The 16278-nt window shown below is 73.8% G+C and carries 14 protein-coding genes and 2 pseudogenes; 11 read left to right on the top strand and 5 right to left on the bottom strand.

The features are described 5' to 3' along the window. Positions 1-31: 31 nt before the first annotated feature. Genes KIT14_00695 through KIT14_00685 form a run of 3 tightly spaced genes read right to left on the bottom strand, consistent with a single transcriptional unit; the run spans position 32 to position 3104 of the window. The gene (locus tag KIT14_00695) at positions 32-1342 is read right to left on the bottom strand and encodes a hypothetical protein (GenBank protein ID MCW5889045.1); all 1311 of its coding nucleotides are present in this window, start codon (positions 1340-1342) and stop codon (positions 32-34) included. A 42-nt stretch (positions 1343-1384) separates the two neighbouring features. Next, a complete protein-coding gene (locus KIT14_00690) occupies positions 1385-2551 on the bottom strand; it encodes a hypothetical protein (protein ID MCW5889044.1) in 1167 nt (388 codons plus the stop codon). A gap of 7 nt (positions 2552-2558) precedes the next feature. Then, entirely contained in the window at positions 2559-3104 is a 546-nt protein-coding gene (locus KIT14_00685; GenBank protein MCW5889043.1) for a hypothetical protein, read from the bottom strand. A 113-nt stretch (positions 3105-3217) separates the two neighbouring features. Between KIT14_00685 and KIT14_00680 the strand changes: the two genes are divergently transcribed. The 8 genes from KIT14_00680 to KIT14_00645 all read left to right on the top strand — a co-directional run bounded on the left by KIT14_00680 (position 3218) and on the right by KIT14_00645 (position 7982). Next, a complete protein-coding gene (locus KIT14_00680) occupies positions 3218-3640 on the top strand; it encodes a VOC family protein (GenBank protein MCW5889042.1) in 423 nt (140 codons plus the stop codon). Positions 3641-3707: 67 nt separating this feature from the next. Then, a complete protein-coding gene (locus tag KIT14_00675) occupies positions 3708-4646 on the top strand; it encodes an ABC transporter ATP-binding protein (GenBank protein MCW5889041.1) in 939 nt (312 codons plus the stop codon). Next, the gene (locus KIT14_00670; protein ID MCW5889040.1) at positions 4643-5416 is read left to right on the top strand and encodes an ABC transporter permease; all 774 of its coding nucleotides are present in this window, start codon (positions 4643-4645) and stop codon (positions 5414-5416) included. The genes KIT14_00675 and KIT14_00670 overlap by 4 nt, the downstream gene beginning before the upstream one ends. A 39-nt stretch (positions 5417-5455) precedes the next feature. Further along, a complete protein-coding gene (locus KIT14_00665) occupies positions 5456-5704 on the top strand; it encodes a hypothetical protein (protein ID MCW5889039.1) in 249 nt (82 codons plus the stop codon). A 96-nt stretch (positions 5705-5800) separates the two neighbouring features. Continuing rightward, positions 5801-6355, top strand: a complete 555-nt coding sequence (locus tag KIT14_00660) for a PadR family transcriptional regulator (protein MCW5889038.1) — start codon at positions 5801-5803, stop codon at positions 6353-6355. Beyond that, positions 6352-7146, top strand: coding sequence for an SDR family NAD(P)-dependent oxidoreductase (locus tag KIT14_00655; GenBank protein MCW5889037.1), 795 nt, complete (start codon positions 6352-6354; stop codon positions 7144-7146). The genes KIT14_00660 and KIT14_00655 overlap by 4 nt, the downstream gene beginning before the upstream one ends. A gap of 27 nt (positions 7147-7173) precedes the next feature. After that, a complete protein-coding gene (locus KIT14_00650) occupies positions 7174-7575 on the top strand; it encodes a nuclear transport factor 2 family protein (GenBank protein ID MCW5889036.1) in 402 nt (133 codons plus the stop codon). A 14-nt stretch (positions 7576-7589) separates the two neighbouring features. Continuing rightward, a complete protein-coding gene (locus KIT14_00645) occupies positions 7590-7982 on the top strand; it encodes an SgcJ/EcaC family oxidoreductase (protein ID MCW5889035.1) in 393 nt (130 codons plus the stop codon). A gap of 68 nt (positions 7983-8050) precedes the next feature. Here KIT14_00645 and wrbA read toward each other — a convergent pair whose 3' ends face one another. Next, the gene (gene wrbA, locus KIT14_00640) at positions 8051-8665 is read right to left on the bottom strand and encodes an NAD(P)H:quinone oxidoreductase (GenBank protein MCW5889034.1); all 615 of its coding nucleotides are present in this window, start codon (positions 8663-8665) and stop codon (positions 8051-8053) included. Between the two features lie 130 nt (positions 8666-8795). Here wrbA and KIT14_00635 point away from each other — a divergent pair. The 3 genes and pseudogenes from KIT14_00635 to KIT14_00625 all read left to right on the top strand — a co-directional run bounded on the left by KIT14_00635 (position 8796) and on the right by KIT14_00625 (position 13437). Beyond that, positions 8796-9097, top strand: a pseudogene (locus KIT14_00635) (low affinity iron permease family protein). Between the two features lie 82 nt (positions 9098-9179). Beyond that, positions 9180-12098, top strand: a complete 2919-nt coding sequence (gene uvrA / locus KIT14_00630; GenBank protein MCW5889033.1) for an excinuclease ABC subunit UvrA — start codon at positions 9180-9182, stop codon at positions 12096-12098. Between the two features lie 202 nt (positions 12099-12300). Next, positions 12301-13437 (top strand): annotated as a pseudogene (locus KIT14_00625) (DEAD/DEAH box helicase). A 297-nt stretch (positions 13438-13734) separates the two neighbouring features. Here KIT14_00625 and KIT14_00620 read toward each other — a convergent pair. Further along, positions 13735-15642, bottom strand: a complete 1908-nt coding sequence (locus KIT14_00620; protein MCW5889032.1) for a peptidoglycan-binding protein — start codon at positions 15640-15642, stop codon at positions 13735-13737. Positions 15643-16278 lie beyond the last annotated feature (636 nt).

The following is a 16278-nucleotide window of genomic DNA, read 5'->3' as shown; positions in this document are numbered from 1 at the left end:
CTGCCGCGATTAGGGGCCGGCGTGGCGGGGGTCAAGGCGTGCGCCGCGGGTCGTCGAGCGTGACCGCGACCACGCCCGGCAGATGACGCGCGATCGCCGCCGCGACGAGGGGCTCCAGCATCTCGCCCGGCATGACGCAGGCCCCGGTGGCACACTCGGCGTCGCCCAGCGCGAGCCGCAGCGCGATGCGGCCGCCGCTGCGCTCGACGAGGAGCAGGTCGGCGCCGTCGCTGCGCACGAGCGCCCGGGCCGCGTCGAGCGCGGCGGCGAGCGCGGCGTCGGTCCAGGCGACCTCGCGCACGGCGGCGGCGCTCTGCATCTCGCTCTGGCACCAGCTCGGCAGCACCATCGCGTGCAGGCCGCCGAGGCCGCCGCAGACGATGGGGACGAGCTGCTCGGGACGGCTCACGAGGTGGACGCGGCCCTGCGCGTCGACCCGCCGCTTGCGACGCAGCACCGCCTGGTTCGCAGGCCGCCAGAGGTCGATCGGCTGCCAGGCGTGCTCGCGCAGGTAGGTCTGGAACGACTCGAGGCGCGGGAAGGCGCGCGCCAGCCGCTCGGCCCAGATCGGGTTCACCGCCAGCACGATCTGCCCGCAGTCGCCGGTGAGCTCGAGGTAGTAGTTGCTCATCGGGTAGGCGATGCTCTTCGCGAGCATGTAGGCGAGGTCGTGCGGGTCGTCGTTGTTGGTGTCGGCGAGCGGGAAGTTGCCCTTGCTGGCGTGGACGGTGACGACCTCCTCGCCGCGGGCGAAGCCCCGGCGCGCGGCGAGCGTCGGCCAGGGCGAGCACTCCTCCCATTCGCCGAGGCACTGCCCGAAGCGCGCCGCCTGCCCGAAGACGCTGCGCGAGGTCGCGCCGACGCGCTGCCCGCCGACGTTGCGCAGCGCCAGCGCCACCGCGCGCCCGATGGTCATCGAGCCGCGTCCCGCTGCGCCGCCGAAGCAGCCCGCCTGATGGTCGATGCCGAGCGCCGCGCGGGTCGGCCCGTTCACGAGCAGCACCGGGAAGACGCTCGAGGTCGTCGTCGTGATCGCGACCGCGTTCCACTCGGGACGCAGGAGCGCCTCGATCGCGGCGAGGACCAGCGGGAAGGCGCGCGGCTCGCAGCCGGCCAGGACGGCGTTGATCGCGAGCAGCTCGACGCTGGCCGCGCCGTGGCGCGGCGGCAGGGCGCCGAGCACGTGGTCGGGCGGCAGCGGCGTCGCCGCGAGCATGGCGAGGACGCGCGCGTCGGTCGGGGGGACGAGCGGCGCGCCGTCGCCCCAGCCCTCGGCGAGCGAGCGCGCGAGCAGCGCCTCCGGGTCGTCGTCGACGACCAGGGTGGGGCGGGTCAGCGTCATGCGCCGCTCGGCTAACACGTGCCGCCGACGGCGGACAACGCGTCAGCGCGCGAACCAGCGCCGGCGCGGTGCGGGCGGCGGCGCCAGGGCCCGGCCGAGGGCATGGGCGAGGTCGGCGTGGGCGCGGGCCAGCGCGGTGGCGTGCAGATCGCGGACGATGTCCGCGCGGCTCGCGAGTGTCGTCGGCAGGGCGGCGACCTCGTCCAGCGTGCAGCGGTCGGGGAACGCGGGCACGTCGGCGAAGCCCGCCAGCCAGAACGCCGCCTGGGTGACGATGCACTTGAAGCAGTGGCCGCAGTTGCGATCGAGCCGGCCGCCCTCCCAGCACACCCGCAGCGTCCGGCGCACGACTTCGTGCGAGGCGATGGCCAGGACCTTCTCGACGCGCGTGAAGGCGCTGCCGTCGTGCCACAGCGGCACCGCCGCGGAGCCGAGCAGCGGGTCGGTGGTGGGGTTCGAGCCCCACGGCGTCACGGCGCGCGGATAGCCGTAGGTCGAGGGGACGACGAGGTGGGTCGCGAGCGGCTCGTAGCAGGCGAGCGCCGCGGCGACCGCGATGCCGTGCGTCTCGGTCTCCCAGTCGCAGCCGAAGCGCGCCTCGAGTGCGCGCACGTCGGTCCGGAGCCGGAAGGCGCGCAGGCCGAACGCGTCGAGGCAGGTGCGCGCCGACTGCCAGGCGCCCGCGAACTCGCCGGCGCGCTCGAGCGCGATCTCGAAGCCGTGGACGAGGACGCCCGCGACCAGGGCGGTGCGGCGGTAGGTCGCCTCCGGCGGCGCGGTCGTGTGGCGCACCACGGTGAAGCAGCTGTCGGCGCCGCCCGAGAAGGCCGCCAGCGCGCCGCCGAGGTGCGGCGACGGCACGGGCGTGGGGTCGACCTCGGCGCGCAGCGGCACGGGACGGAGGTGCGGGCGCCAGCACGCGAACGCCTCCTGCCACTCCATGAGGTTCGCGAGCGTGGTCGCATCGACCGGCCGGGGGATGCGCAGCGGCGCCCCGACGCGCATCGCCGGCACCAGCGCGGCCAGGAGGAAGGGACGGGGCGACGCCGGCAGCGGCGCGCCGTCGGGGTACGTGAAGGCGAAGCCGATCGGGGCCTCGTCGCCGCCGTCGGCGGGGACGAAGGCGCCGCGCCAGCGGACCCCAGGGTCCGCGCCGGGCGCCGGCGCCGTGCGCACCGGGGGGTCGAGACGGAGGTGCGATTCCTGCACGGCCGGATCAGCCGTCGCGCGTGACGCCGAGCAGGTCCAGCATCTTCGGGTACCAGGCGTCGGCGATCGCGCGCAGCTCGGCTTCGGGCCGCGCCTCGAGGGGATAGGGCAGGACGAGCACCTTCAGGCCGTGATGGCCGAGGAACTCCGCCGTGGTGCGCGCGTGGGCGACGAACTCCTCGCAGACGCCGACGACGACCGGCTTGTGCGCCCGCTCCACGCCGATGGCGTCGCGCACGCTCCACATGGTGCACGAGCCGCAGGTGCCGAGCCCGACCACCGCGCAGTCCACGGCGTCGATCCAGACCGCGAGCTCGGCGCGGGTGCGCTCGCCCTCGGCGCCGGTCCGCTCGCCCGTCTGGAGGAGGACGGGCTCGGCGCCGTCGCCGCGCAGCCGCTCCAGCCAGACGGCCACGATCACCTGCCAGGAGCGCCACGTACCGTCCTGGCGCACGCCGACGCGCAGCCCGCGCAGGGGGCGGCCGACGCGGAACGACTCGGCCGCCGGGGCGTCGAAGGTGGCCGTCGGGCGGCGGATGGTCAGGGTCGCCATGGGCGGAAGCCGAGCGATACGACGCGGTCGCGGCGACGGTCAACGCGCATGTCGATTCCCGCCGCCGTGGATCGTCGTCGCGGCAGAACCCCGAACGAGGAGCCCGGACGAACATGACCACCCCCAAGCCCCGCAAGCTGTTCGTGAACCTGCCGGTGCGCGATCTCGAGCGCTCGGTCGCCTTCTTCACGAAGCTCGGCTTCACCTTCAATGCGCAGTTCACCGACGAGCACGCGACCTGCATGGTCGTCAGCGACGAGGCCTTCGTCATGCTGCTCGCCGAGGCGCGCTTCCGCGACTTCACGAGGCAGCCCATCGCCGACGCCACCCGGGTGACCGAGGCGCTGTTCTCGTATTCCTGCGACAGCCGCGAGGAGGTCGATCACATGGTGACGATCGCGGTCGCCGCCGGCGGCCGGCATGCCATGGACAAGCAGGACTACGGCTTCATGTACGGCTGGAGCTTCTACGATCCCGACGGCCACCACTGGGAGGTGATGTGGATGGACCCGAGCCACCTCCGGCCGCAGCCGTAGCCTTTCGGTCCCCATGCTCCGCCGTGGTTCCGTCAACCCCGCCGGCCGGGCAGGGTGCGGGCGAACGATGGCTGAACCGGGACGGCCCGTGGTCGCGATCAGGGGCCTCAGCAAGACATACGCGTCCGGCCTGCGGGCCCTCGGGCGCATCGACCTCGACATCCACCGCGGCGAGATCTTCGCGCTGCTCGGGCCGAACGGCGCCGGCAAGACGACGCTCATCAGCATCGTCTGCGGTATCGTCACGCCCACGTCGGGCACGGCGGTCGTCGACGGCCACGACGTCGTCCGCGACTACCGCGCCGCGCGTGCGACGATCGGTCTCGTGCCGCAGGAGCTGACGACCGACGCGTTCGAGACCGTCCTGGCCACCGTCAACTTCAGTCGCGGGCTCTTCGGGCGGCCGCGCAATCCGCCGTTCGTGGAGCAGCTGCTGCGCGACCTGGCGCTGTGGGAGAAGCGCAACGACCGCATCATGACCCTCTCGGGGGGCATGAAGCGCCGCGTACTGATCGCGAAGGCGCTCTCGCACGAGCCCGAGGTGCTGTTCCTCGACGAGCCCACGGCCGGGGTCGACGTCGAGCTGCGGCGCGACATGTGGGCGCTGGTCCGTCGCCTGCGCGAGCGCGGCGTGACCATCATCCTGACCACGCACTACATCGACGAGGCGGAGGACATGGCCGATCGCGTCGGGGTCATGCGCGGCGGTGAGCTGATCCTCGTCGAGGAGAAGCGGGCGCTCATGCACAAGCTCGGCAAGAAGCGGCTCGTCCTCCGCCTCGCGCGGCCGCTCGACGCCATTCCGGCGGCGCTGGCCGCCTGGCGCCTGGCGCTGAACGCCGGCGGGCGCGAGCTCGAGCTCACCGTCGCCGGCAACGACGGCGACGCCCACGTCGGCGAGCTGCTGCGTCGCATCGGCGACCTGCGGCTCGACCTGGCCGACGTGCAGACCCGCGAGACGTCGCTGGAGGAGATCTTCGTGGACCTGGTGAGCCACCACGCATGACGATTCCGTTCAACCACCGCGGCGTCTGGGCGATCTACAAGTTCGAGATGGCGCGCGCGCTGCGCACGCTCCTCCAGAGCCTGGCGACGCCCGTCATCACCACGTCGCTCTACTTCGTCGTCTTCGGCTCGGCGATCGGCTCGCGCATGAATACCGTCGACGGCGTGCCCTACGGGGCCTTCATCGTCCCGGGGCTCATCATGCTGTCGCTCTTCACGGAGAGCATCTCGAACGCATCGCTCGGCATCTACTTCCCGAAGTTCACCGGCACGATCTACGAGCTGCTGTCGGCGCCGGTGTCGACGGCCGAGGTGGTGCTCGGCTACGTCGGCGCCGCGGCGACCAAGTCGATCGCGCTCGGGCTCGTCATCCTCGCGACGGCGACGCTCTTCGTCTCGGTGGAGATCCGCCATCCGGGATGGATGCTCGGCTTCCTCGTCCTCACCGCGGTCACGTTCTCGCTCTTCGGCTTCATCCTCGGCGTGTGGGCGAACGGCTTCGAGCAGCTCCAGGTCGTGCCGGCGTTGATCGTGACGCCGCTCACCTTCCTCGGCGGTGCGTTCTACTCGATCGACATGCTGCCCCCGGCGTGGCGCACCGTCGCGTTGCTCAACCCGGTCGTCTACCTGATCAGCGGCTTCCGCTGGAGCTTCTACGGGACGTCGGACGTCGCGGTGGGCGTCAGCCTCGGCATGACGCTGGGCTTCCTCGCCGCGTGCCTGCTCGTCGTCGTGTGGATCTTCCGCACCGGCTATCGGCTGAAGAGCTGACCGCCTTGACCCGGGGTGTCCGCGTGCTAGCGGCGCCGGATGAGCGTCGAAACCCTACGCGAGGTTCTCCTGTGGTGCGCCATCGTCAATTACGGCGTCCTCCTGGTCTGGTTCGCGGCCTACACGGCGGCGCACCACCAGGTGCAGCAGCTGTGGGCGCGCTGGTTTCACCTGTCGCCGGCGCAGCTCGACGCGCTGTGCTTCGGCTCGATGGCGGCCTACAAGCTGGCGGTGCTGGTCTTCAACGTCGTGCCCTGGCTGGCGCTCGGGATCGTGGGCGCGACGTGAGCGAGGCCTCCCGCCGCCTGGGACGGGGCTGACGGCAGGTAAATCAACGACGGTCCGGTTGCGTCATATGACACTGATGGCATATGGTGTGGGCCGATGTCGTTGCGCGGGGCGATTCTCGGCTTCCTCTCCCTCGAGCCGTGCAGCGGCTACACCCTGAAGCAGCGCTTCGACGGCTCGGTGGGCTCGTTCTGGTCGGCGACCCAGAGCCAGATCTATCGCGAGCTGCACACGCTGGAGCGCGAGCGGCTCGTCGAGCCCGAGCGCCAGCCCGGCGAGGGCAAGCCGGACCGGAAGGTGTATGCCCTCACCGCCGGCGGCCGCGCGGCGCTCGACGCCTGGCTCGCCGAGCCGCTGGAGCCGCTCCAGCTCCGCCATCCGCTGCTCTTGAAGGTCGTCTTCGCGGCGGCTGCCCCGCCCGCGGCGGTCGACGCATTGCTCGCCCGCTACGCCGAGGGCATCGAGGTCACGCGGCGCGACTACGCCGCGCGTCTGAAGAGCCCGGGCATCTTCGCGCTCGCACGCTCGGCGCGCGAGCGCACGCTGTGGATCCTGGCGATCGAGCACGGTCTCGACTGGTGCGACATGGAGCTCGCCTGGATCCGCCGCAGCCGCCGTGCGCTGTCGCGCGGCAGAGGAGAGCGCACGTGACGGTGGTCATCCGCGGCAAGGTCGTCGTGGTGACGGGAGCGTCGAGCGGCATCGGGCTCGCGAGTGCGCAGGCGCTGGCGCGGGCCGGCGCGCGCGTGGTGCTCGCCGCGCGCTCGGAGGACAGGCTCGCCGCCGCCGTCGCCGCGATCACGGCCGCCGGCGGCGACGCCTTCGCGGTGCCGATGGACGTGACGTCGGACGCGTCGGTCGCCGCGGCCGTCGCGACGATCGTCGCGCGCCGGGGCCGCATCGACGTCCTCGTCAACAACGCCGGCAACGCGGGACCGCTCGGCTTCTGGGCGGCGCGCGATGGCGCGGCCACCCGCGCCATGTTCGAGGTGCACCTCTTCGGCATGGAGCGCGTGACGCGCGCCGTCCTGCCGGCGATGCTCGCGCAGGGCGGCGGCACCGTCATGAACATCGCCTCGACGCTCGCCTGGGTACCGATGCCGTCGGCCGCCGCGTACTGCTCGGCGAAGGCTGCGGTCGTGGCGCTGTCGGAGGCGCTGCGCGGCGAGCTCGCGGGCAGCGGCGTGCGCATCATGGTCTTCGGCCCACCGCACACCAGCACGGAATCGGCGATGCCGCTCGAGGGGCCGCGCGTCTTCACGCCGGACTGGGTCGGCGAGGAGCTGGTCCGCACGTTGCGGCGGGGGCGGCCGAGCTTCCTCGCGGGCGCGTCGAATCGCCTGCTGCTCTACATCCAGCGTGTGTCGCCGCGTCTCGCCGCGAAGATCATGACCGACATCGGCCTGCGCGCGGGGGAGAAGGCGGCGCGCGGTCTTGCATGACCACCGGTTCCGGCGCACAAGCCGGACATGCCGCGCGCCAACGTCGAGCTCGTCGCCCGCATCTACGACGGCTTCCGCACCCGCGACGTCCCCGGCGTCCTCGCGCTCCTCGCCGAGGACGTGACCATCGAGCAGTCCACCGAGGTGCCGTGGGGCGGGTCGTACCGCGGGCACGAGGGCGCGATGCAGTTCTTCGCGACGCTGAGCGCGAACATCGCGTCGGCGGTCACCGTCGATCGCTGGATCGACGCCGGCGACCAGGTCGTCGCCGTCGGTTGGACGCGCGGCACCGTGCACGCCAACGGGGCGTCGTTCGACGTGCCGGTCGCGCACTTCTGGCAGCTACGCGACGGCCGCGTCGTCGCCCTGCGCTTCTGCATCGACAACCCGACCATGCGTGCCGCGCTCGACGCGAAGGCGCCCGGCTGATCGCAGGAGGGTCCATGACCACGCGCGAGAAGGCGCAGGCTCCCACCGACGTCGACCGGCTCTTCGCCGAGCGCGTCAACGCGGGCGACGTCGACGGCGTCGTCGCCCTCTACGAGCCCACCGGCACGCTCATCCGGCAGGATCGCTCGTCGGCGACCGGCCACGCGGCGATCCGCGACGAGATCGCGGCGCTGGTCGCGATGCGTCCGGCCATGGTGATGAACGTGCACCACGTCGTCACGGGTGGCGACGTCGCGCTGCTCTACAATGCCTGGCAGGCGACGCTGACGCCGCCCGGCGGCGGCGAGCCGATCACGCTCGCGGGGCGGGCGCGCGAGGTGGTGCGGAGGCAGGCGGACGGGACGTGGCTCTTCGTGATCGACGACCCGGATACGAACGCGGAGTGAACCCCGCCCCGCGTGCGCGATGCCGCACGGGCGGCGGGCCGTCGCGACCGTCCCCCTGTCTGGTGGCGTTACTGCGCCACGAGCTTCTTCGCGATCTCGGTGACGTGCGTGCCCTGGTAGCGGGCCATGGCGAGCTCGTTGTCGCTCGGCTGGCGGGAGCCGTCGACCCCGGCGATCGTGGAAGCGCCGTAGGGAGAGCCGCCGGTGATCTCGTCCATCGTCATCTGGCGCTGCTCGGAGTAGGGCAGGCCGACGACGACGAAGCCGTGGTGGAGGAGCGTCGGGTGGAAGGTGAGGATGGTCGATTCCTGCCCGCCGTGCTGGGTATTCGACGACGCGAAGACGCTGCCGACCTTGCCGACGAGGGCGCCCCGGGCCCAGAGCTTGCCGGTCTGGTCGAGGAAGGCGCGCATCTGGCCGCACATGTTGCCGAAGCGGGTGGGGGTGCCGAAGATGATCGCGTCGGCGTCGGCGAGCCTATCGGCCTCGGCGACGGGGACGTGCGCGAACGTCGCGCGCGCTCTGCTGGCGCCCATCTTCTCGAGCACGTCGGCCGGGAGCGTCTCGGGCACCTGCAGCAGCGTGACCTCCGCGCCCGCGACGCGCTTCGCACCCTCGGCAACGGCCTCGGCCATGCGCCAGACGTGTCCGTACGTCGAGTAGAAGACCACCTGAACCTTCACGCCCATCGCTCGTGCCCCTCCCGTCGGCGCCGCCGTCGTGGCAGACCGCTGCGACCCTACTACGCACGGTGCGCCTGTCGAGTGGCCGACCGGTCTGTGCGCGCCGGGCAGTGCGCGCTATGGCCTCGGCATGCGGCCGTCGAAGAGCCACTCCTGGTTCACGCAGCTCGCGAAGTGGACGTCGCGGGCGGCGGGGCGGCCGACGACGTTCGTGGGCGCCGTCGGCATCATCGTCGTCTGGGCCGCCAGAACCGCGACACCGAGGCGCTCCAGGTGAAGCTCGACGAGCTGATCCGCGCCATCCGCGAGGCCGACGACGCGCTGCTCGACCTCGAAGAGCTCGACGAGAAGGAGCTCGATGCGGTCCGCGACGCGTACCAGAAGCTGGCGTCGGTGGCGCGCGACGCGAAGGTCCCCAGGGAGGACGAGTGATCGCCCGTGGGGCGGCGCCGGCGTGCGGCGCAGGGCGGTCTTGCCGCATCCGGGCGGACGCACCACACTCCCTCCCCGCATCATGCCGCCCAAGCGCGAGTTCCTCGAGGTCCGCGGCGCCGCCGAGCACAACCTGAAGAAGGTCTCGGTCCGGCTCCCGAAGCACCAGCTCGTCGTCTTCACCGGGCCGTCGGGCTCGGGGAAGTCGTCGCTGGCGTTCGACACGATCTACGCCGAGGGCCAGCGGCGCTACGTCGAGTCGCTGTCGGCGTATGCGCGCCAGTTCCTCGGCCAGATGGAGAAGCCGCGCTACGACCACATCCGCGGCCTCTCGCCGACGATCTCGATCGAGCAGAAGGCGGCCAGCAACAACCCGCGCTCGACGGTCGGCACCATCACCGAGGTCGCCGACTATCTCCGCGTCCTGTGGGCGCGCATCGGGCGCCAGCACTGCCACCAGTGCGGCGCACCGGTCGAGCGGCTGTCGGCGGCGGAGATCGTCGACCGGCTGGCGGCGCTGCCCGCGGGCACGCGTTTCCTGCTGCTCGCGCGCCTCGTCGACAACCGTAAGGGCGAGCATCAGGGGCTGATCGACGAAGCCCTCGGCGCCGGCTTCGCACGCTTCCGCATCGACGGCCAGGTGGTCGCGCAGGACGAGCTGCCCGTCCTCGACAAGAAGCGGAAGCACACGATCGACGTCGTCATCGACCGCCTCGCGATCGGCGTCGACGGCGCCTTCCCGCGCGCCCGCGTCACCGACTCGGTCGAGACCGGCCTGCGACGCGGCAACGGCCGGCTGTGGTGCCAGATCGTCGGCGGCGACGAGCGGCTCTTCTCCGAGGCGCTGTGGTGCCATGCCTGCGACCAGGGCTTCCCGGAGCCGACGCCGCAGAGCTTCTCGTTCAACTCGCCGCTCGGCATGTGCGCCGACTGCAACGGTCTCGGCACCAAGCCGGAGATGGATCCGGCGCTGGTCGTGCCGGACCCGACGAAGACCGTGCGCGGCGGCGCCATCGAGCCCTGGGCCAACGTGATGAAGGCCGACAGCTGGACCGGCGGCATCATCGCCAAGGTCGCCGCCGAGTTCGGCATCGACCTCGACCGGCCGTGGAGCGAGCTGCCGGCCAGGCATCGCGACCTCCTGCTGCATGGCTCGCGCGGCAGGAAGATCGCGATGACGATGAAGTTCGCGTCGGGCAAGCTCGAGTGGCAGCGCTCGTTCGAGGGCGTGCTGAACGAGCTCTACCGTCGCTTCCGGCAGACGAAGAGCGAGGGCATGCGCCGCTGGTACATGCAGTATCTGTCCGAGGCGCGCTGCTCGACGTGCGACGGCCGGCGGCTGCGGCCGGAGTCGTGCGCGGTCACCGTCGGCGGGCGCTCGTTGCCGGAGGTGTCCGGGCTCACGATCGCGGAGGCGCGCGACTTCGTCCTGGGCCTCCGGCTCGGCGCGGCGGAGCGGCAGATCGCCACCGAGGTGCAGAAGGAGATCGACGCGCGCCTCGGCTTCCTCCTGAACGTCGGCCTCGGCTACCTGAGCCTCGACCGGCCCGGGCCGTCGCTCTCCGGGGGGGAGAGCCAGCGCATCCGCCTCGCGAGCCAGATCGGCAGCGAGCTGACGGGCGTCCTCTACGTGCTCGACGAGCCGTCGATCGGCCTTCACCAGCGCGACAACGACCGCCTGCTCGCGACGCTGCGCCGCCTGCGCGACTTCGGCAACACGGTGCTGGTCGTCGAGCACGACCGCGACACCATCGAGGCGGCCGACTACGTCGTCGACTTCGGCCCCGGCGCCGGCACGGCGGGCGGCGAGGTCGTGCACGCGGGCACGGTCGCGTCGCTGCGGCGCGCGGCGTCGCTCACCGGGCGCTACCTTTCGGGCCGCCTCGCGATCCCGACGCCCGCGCGCCGCCGTGCGGGCAGCGGCAAGACGTTGCGCCTCGAGGGCGCGCGCGAGCACAATCTGAAGGACGTCAGCGTCGACCTGCCGCTCGGCACGCTGATCGCCGTCACCGGCGTCTCGGGCGCCGGCAAGAGCACGCTCGTAAACGCCGTCCTGCGCCCGGCGCTGGCGCGCGCGCTGCACGGCGGTCAGGACGTTCCCGGCGCGCACGACGCGCTCCGCGGCGTCGAGCACGTCGACAAGATCATCGGCATCGACCAGCGCCCGATCGGCCGCACACCGCGCAGCAACCCGGCGACCTACACGAAGGTGTTCGACGCCGTCCGCGACGTCTTCGCGATGACGACCGAGGCGCGCACGTTCGGCTACGGGCCCGGCCGCTTCTCGTTCAACGTCAAGGGCGGGCGCTGCGAGGCGTGCGAGGGCGACGGCGTGCGCCGCATCGAGATGCATTTTCTCGCCGACGTCTTCGTGCCCTGCGAGGTCTGCCGCGGCCGCCGCTTCAACGACGCCACCCTGCGCGTGCGCTTCAAGGGCCTCGACGTCGCCGAGGTGCTCGACCTGCCGGTGACGCAGGCGCTCGAGGTCTTCGCGAACCAGCCGCGCGTGCTGCCCGGGTTGCGCACGCTCGCCGAGGTGGGGCTCGGCTATCTGAAGCTCGGGCAGCCGTCGCCGACCCTGTCCGGCGGCGAGGCGCAGCGCATCAAGCTGGCGCGCGAGCTGTCGAAGCCGATGACCGGCCGCACCGTGTACGTGCTCGACGAGCCGACGACCGGCCTCCACTTCGACGACCTGCGCAAGCTGCTCCACGTGCTCGATCGGCTCGTCGACGCCGGCAACACGGTGGTCGTCATCGAGCACCACCTCGACGTCATCCGCTGCGCCGACCACGTCGTCGATCTCGGACCCGAGGGCGGCGACGCGGGCGGGCGCATCGTCGCGACCGGCACCCCGGAGGAGGTCGCGCGCGTCGCCGGCAGCCACACGGGACGCTTCCTGCGCGAGGCGCTGCGGCAGGCGAAGCCGGCCGCAACGCCCCGGGCTCCGCGGCGTCCGGCGCCGCCGCCTCGGGCGGCCGTCGCGGCGGGACACCTGGGGTAGGGCGTCGGCCCGTGACGCCGCGCATTGCACCGGAGGGCCGGGCCACGTAGGGTGGCGCCTGTTTCGTGGGCCCCGCCTCCCGTCGATCGGACGAGAGTGTTCTGCGGCGGAGTTTCGCTTCTCCCCTTCAGTCCGGTGCCTGCCTCATCGCTCGCCACTCAGGGCACCGATCCGGAGCAGCGACCTCAACCCAGGAGTACCCTTGTCCACTTTCGACACCTTTGCGCTCGACCGGCGCCTCGCCGGCTCGGTGCGCGAGCTCGGCTACGAGAAGCCGACCCCGATCCAGCAGCGCGCCATCCCGGTCGTGCTCGACGGCCATGACGTCATCGGCCTCGCCCAGACCGGTACCGGCAAGACGGCGGCGTTCGTGCTGCCGATCCTGCAGCGCCTGCTGCCCGGCCCGCGCGGCCGCCTGCGCGCCCTGATCCTGGCGCCGACGCGCGAGCTCGCCGAGCAGATCCACCAGTCGATCGTCGCGCTCGCCGGCCGCACCGGCCTGCGCAGCGCCACCGTCTACGGCGGCGTGCCGATGTTCTCGCAGCGCAAGAACCTGCGCGGCGCCGACATCGCGGTGGCGTGCCCGGGTCGTCTTCTCGACCAGATGGCCGGTCGTGCCGTCGACGCGCGCGCCCTCGAGGTGCTCGTCCTCGACGAGGCCGACCGCATGCTCGACATGGGCTTCCTACCCGACATCCGCCGCGTCGTGCGGCAGCTGCCGACGCAGCGTCAGACGCTGCTGTTCTCGGCGACCATGCCCGACGAGGTCCGCCAGCTGACGCGCGAGCTGACCACCGATGCGGTCACGGTCGAGGTCGATCGCCCGAAGCCGGCGAGCACGGTGTCGCACGCGGTGTACCCGGTCGAGGGGCATCGGAAGACGGATCTGCTGAAGGTCCTGCTCGACCGCCTCGACGTCGGCTCGGTGCTCGTCTTCACGCGCACGAAGCACCGTGCGACGCGGCTCGCGCACCAGCTGAAGGCCGTCGGCCACGCCACCGCCGCCCTCCAGGGCAACCTGAGCCAGGGCCAGCGCCAGCGTGCCATCACCGGCTTCCGCGACGGCAGCGTGCGCATCCTGGTCGCGACCGACATCGCCGCGCGCGGCATCGACGTCTCCACGGTCTCGCACGTCATCAACTACGACGTGCCGGACACGGTCGACGCCTACGTGCACCGCAGCGGCCGCACGGGCCGCGCGGAGCGGACGGGCGACGCGTTCACCTTCGTCACCCGCGAGGACGGCGGCACAGTGCGCGCGATCGAGCGCGCGCTGGGTGCGCCGCTGGCACGCAAGCGCGTCGAGGGCTTCGACTACGGCGCGCCGCCGCCGGAGCCGGAGCCGCTGCACCATGCGGCGGGGCGGCATCACGCGCCGGCCGGCGCTCGCCGCGGCGTGGCCGCAGCCGCGCTCGTACGGCGGCCCGCGCGCGCGGTGGACACGGCGGACCGCGGCCCGCCGGGAACGGATACGCGGGGCCGCGTCCGAGCGGCAGCGGCTACGGCGGCCCGCGGCCGGGCGCCGGCGGACATGCCGGGCCGCGCCACGGCGCCAGCGGCTCGCAGCCGGGCGCCGAGCCGCGCGCCGCAGCGAACGGCCCGCGCCGCCGCCGCAACAACTGGGGCTGACACCCGTTCAGTCGCGGGCCCGGACGGTGAAGCGCTCGCCGTTCCAGCTCAGCTCGGCGCGATCCGGAAGGATGCGCTCGACGACCACACCGGACGCCTCGTCACCCTCGTGCAGGGTGGCGAGGCTGCCCTCGATCTGCAGCGCGACGCTGCGCCGCTCGGCGCTCGACGAGTAGAGCAGGAAGCTCAGCCGCACCGCGGGCGCGCCGCTCGGCGCGCGCGAGCGGGTGACGGGCTCGATGGCGTCGTCGAGATCGGGCCGGGGCATGGCGGTGCGCGGCACGAGCGCCACCGCGAGACGGCCGTCGGGGGCGTCGGTGGTCGCGACGTCCGGCGTCGGGTGTGCCCACGGGCGCTCCGCCATCGCCGGCACCTGCACGGGCGGTGGCACGGGCAGCGGGGTGGCCGCCTCGGCGGGCGGATCGGGCGGTGGCGCGCCGGACGCGAACGCCGGTGCGGCGGGCGCGGCCGATGGCGCCGCGGGCGGTGCCGGCGCGGCGGCGGCCGTCTCTGACGGGTCGCCGGCGGGGCTCGCCGCGGCCGCGCCGCTCCCCGGAGTGCGGCGCTCGCGGGCGCCGTGGCGGGCGCCGGCGCGGCGCGCGCGCTCGCCGCGCCGGCCGTCGCTGCCGCGGCCGGCGGAGCGCCGCGGTCCGCGTCGCCCGTTGCGGCCGCGACCGTCTTCGCGGGCTCGCCGTCGCGCCGTGCCAGCAACGCGGCGATGCCTGCTCCCGCCACGAACGCGCTTCACCACGAGCCCGATCACGAGCGGGCGGCGGCCGCCGCGCGACGGGGCGGCAGCGGGGCGCCCGGCGCCGCGATCGGGGCCGCGTCGCCGGAGCGCTCGAGCTTCGCGAGCGCGTCGAGGATCGAGCTCACGACGCGTCCTCCTGCGCGCCCTCGGCGGTAGGCGGTGCGGCGACGCCGCCCGGCGGCGCGGCCGCGTCGTGCGCCGGTTCCGCAGCCGGTTCTGCCTCGGCCAGCGCCGGCACGTCGGCGGCGGGCGGGGCGGGTGCGCCGGTCGATGCGGCCGCCTCCGGCGTCGCCCGGCGACGGCCGCCTCCACGGCGACGGCGGGCTCCGCGGGCGCCGTCGCCTCGAGGCCCGGCGCGGTTCCGGGTTCGGCCGGCTCCTCCGCCGCGGGCACGCCGAGCAGGGACGGGCGCGGGTATCCGCCGGCGGCGGCGTACAGCACGACGCGGGTGAGCGGGCCGACGATGCCGTCGGCGACGACGTAGCGCGAGCGCTGGAAGTCGACCACCGCGGCCTGGGTGCGGGCGTCGAACTGCCCGTTGTCGGCCCCCGCGTAGTGGCCGATGCGCGCGAGGAGCGACTGCAGGCGGGCGACGCGGACGCCGCGCGAGGTCGCGTCGAGGGGCGTTGGGCCGAGGGCCTCGAAGTCACGCCAGAAGACGTGCGCCTGGCCGTACCACATGTGCTCGAGCGTGCCGGTGCCGACCGGCTCGGGTGCGCCGCCGCCGCCGCTGATGAGCGGCACGCCGTCCCGCAGGCTGACCATCGCCGCCCAGCGCGGCGCGCCGGTGCCGGGCGGGTTCAGCTCGAGCAGCGCAGGCACGTCGAGCAGCCGCAGCATGCCGAGGTTGCCGGTGATCGCCAGGTGCTCGAGGCCGCGGCGCTGGGCGACGGTGGCGAGATCACCGGTCGTCACGGGCTCGTCGGCGGCGAGCGGGCGGAGCCGCCACGCGGCGAGCACGGTGCCGAGCGCGGCGCGCGCGCTGGCGTCGGGCGTCATCGCGACCAGCCGCTCGACGAGGTCGGCACCCGGGGCCTGCGGATGCGCCGGTGCGAGCGCGACGGCGAGCATGCCCGCCGGTGCCGCGCCGGCCGCGGGTGCGGGCTGCTCGGGCGCCGTCGCCGGCTCGGCGGCTCCAGCGGCGATGGTGGTGGGCGCCGACACGGTCCCGCCCGCTGCGGCCGGGGGAGGCCTCCGCAACCGCGCCGCCCGCATCCGCGACGGCGCCCCCGGCGTCCCCGCGGCGACGACCGGCGCGCCGGCGGCCGCCCGTCTTCGCCGCCGGCGACCCGCGCTGCCGGCGGTGGGTCGTCCGACGCCACCGCCGCGATCTCGGTCGCCTCCGGTGCGCGCCAGGCGTCGAGGCCGCCGGTGGCGATCCACGCCAGCGCGGCGACGCCCGCCGCCGCCGCGAGCCCCCCCGGCACCATCCACGGGCGCGACGTGCGCCGCACCGGCAGGGGCACGCTCGCGACCTCGCGATACGCGCGCCGCACCGCGGGGAGGCCGACGGTGCGCTCCTCGCGCGCGAACGCGGCCAGCATCGCGCGATGGCAGAGCATGTTCACGAGCCTCGGCACGCCCCCCGAGCGTCGGTGGATCGCGGCCAGGGCGAGCGGCGAGAAGAGCTGCGTCACCTGGCCGCGGCTGGCGACGTGCAGCCGGTGGCGGACGTAGGCGGCGGTCTCGGCGCGGTCGAGCGGACCGATGTGCCAGCGCAGCGTGATGCGCTGGTTCAGCTGCACGAGCTCGGGGTGCAGCAGCAGCGTGCGCAGCTGCGGTTGGCCGACGAGAATCACG

The organism is bacterium, assembly GCA_026129405.1.
Lineage (GTDB): Bacteria > Desulfobacterota > Binatia > DP-6 > DP-6 > JAHCID01.
This window is presented reverse-complemented; position numbering and strand designations above follow the sequence as displayed.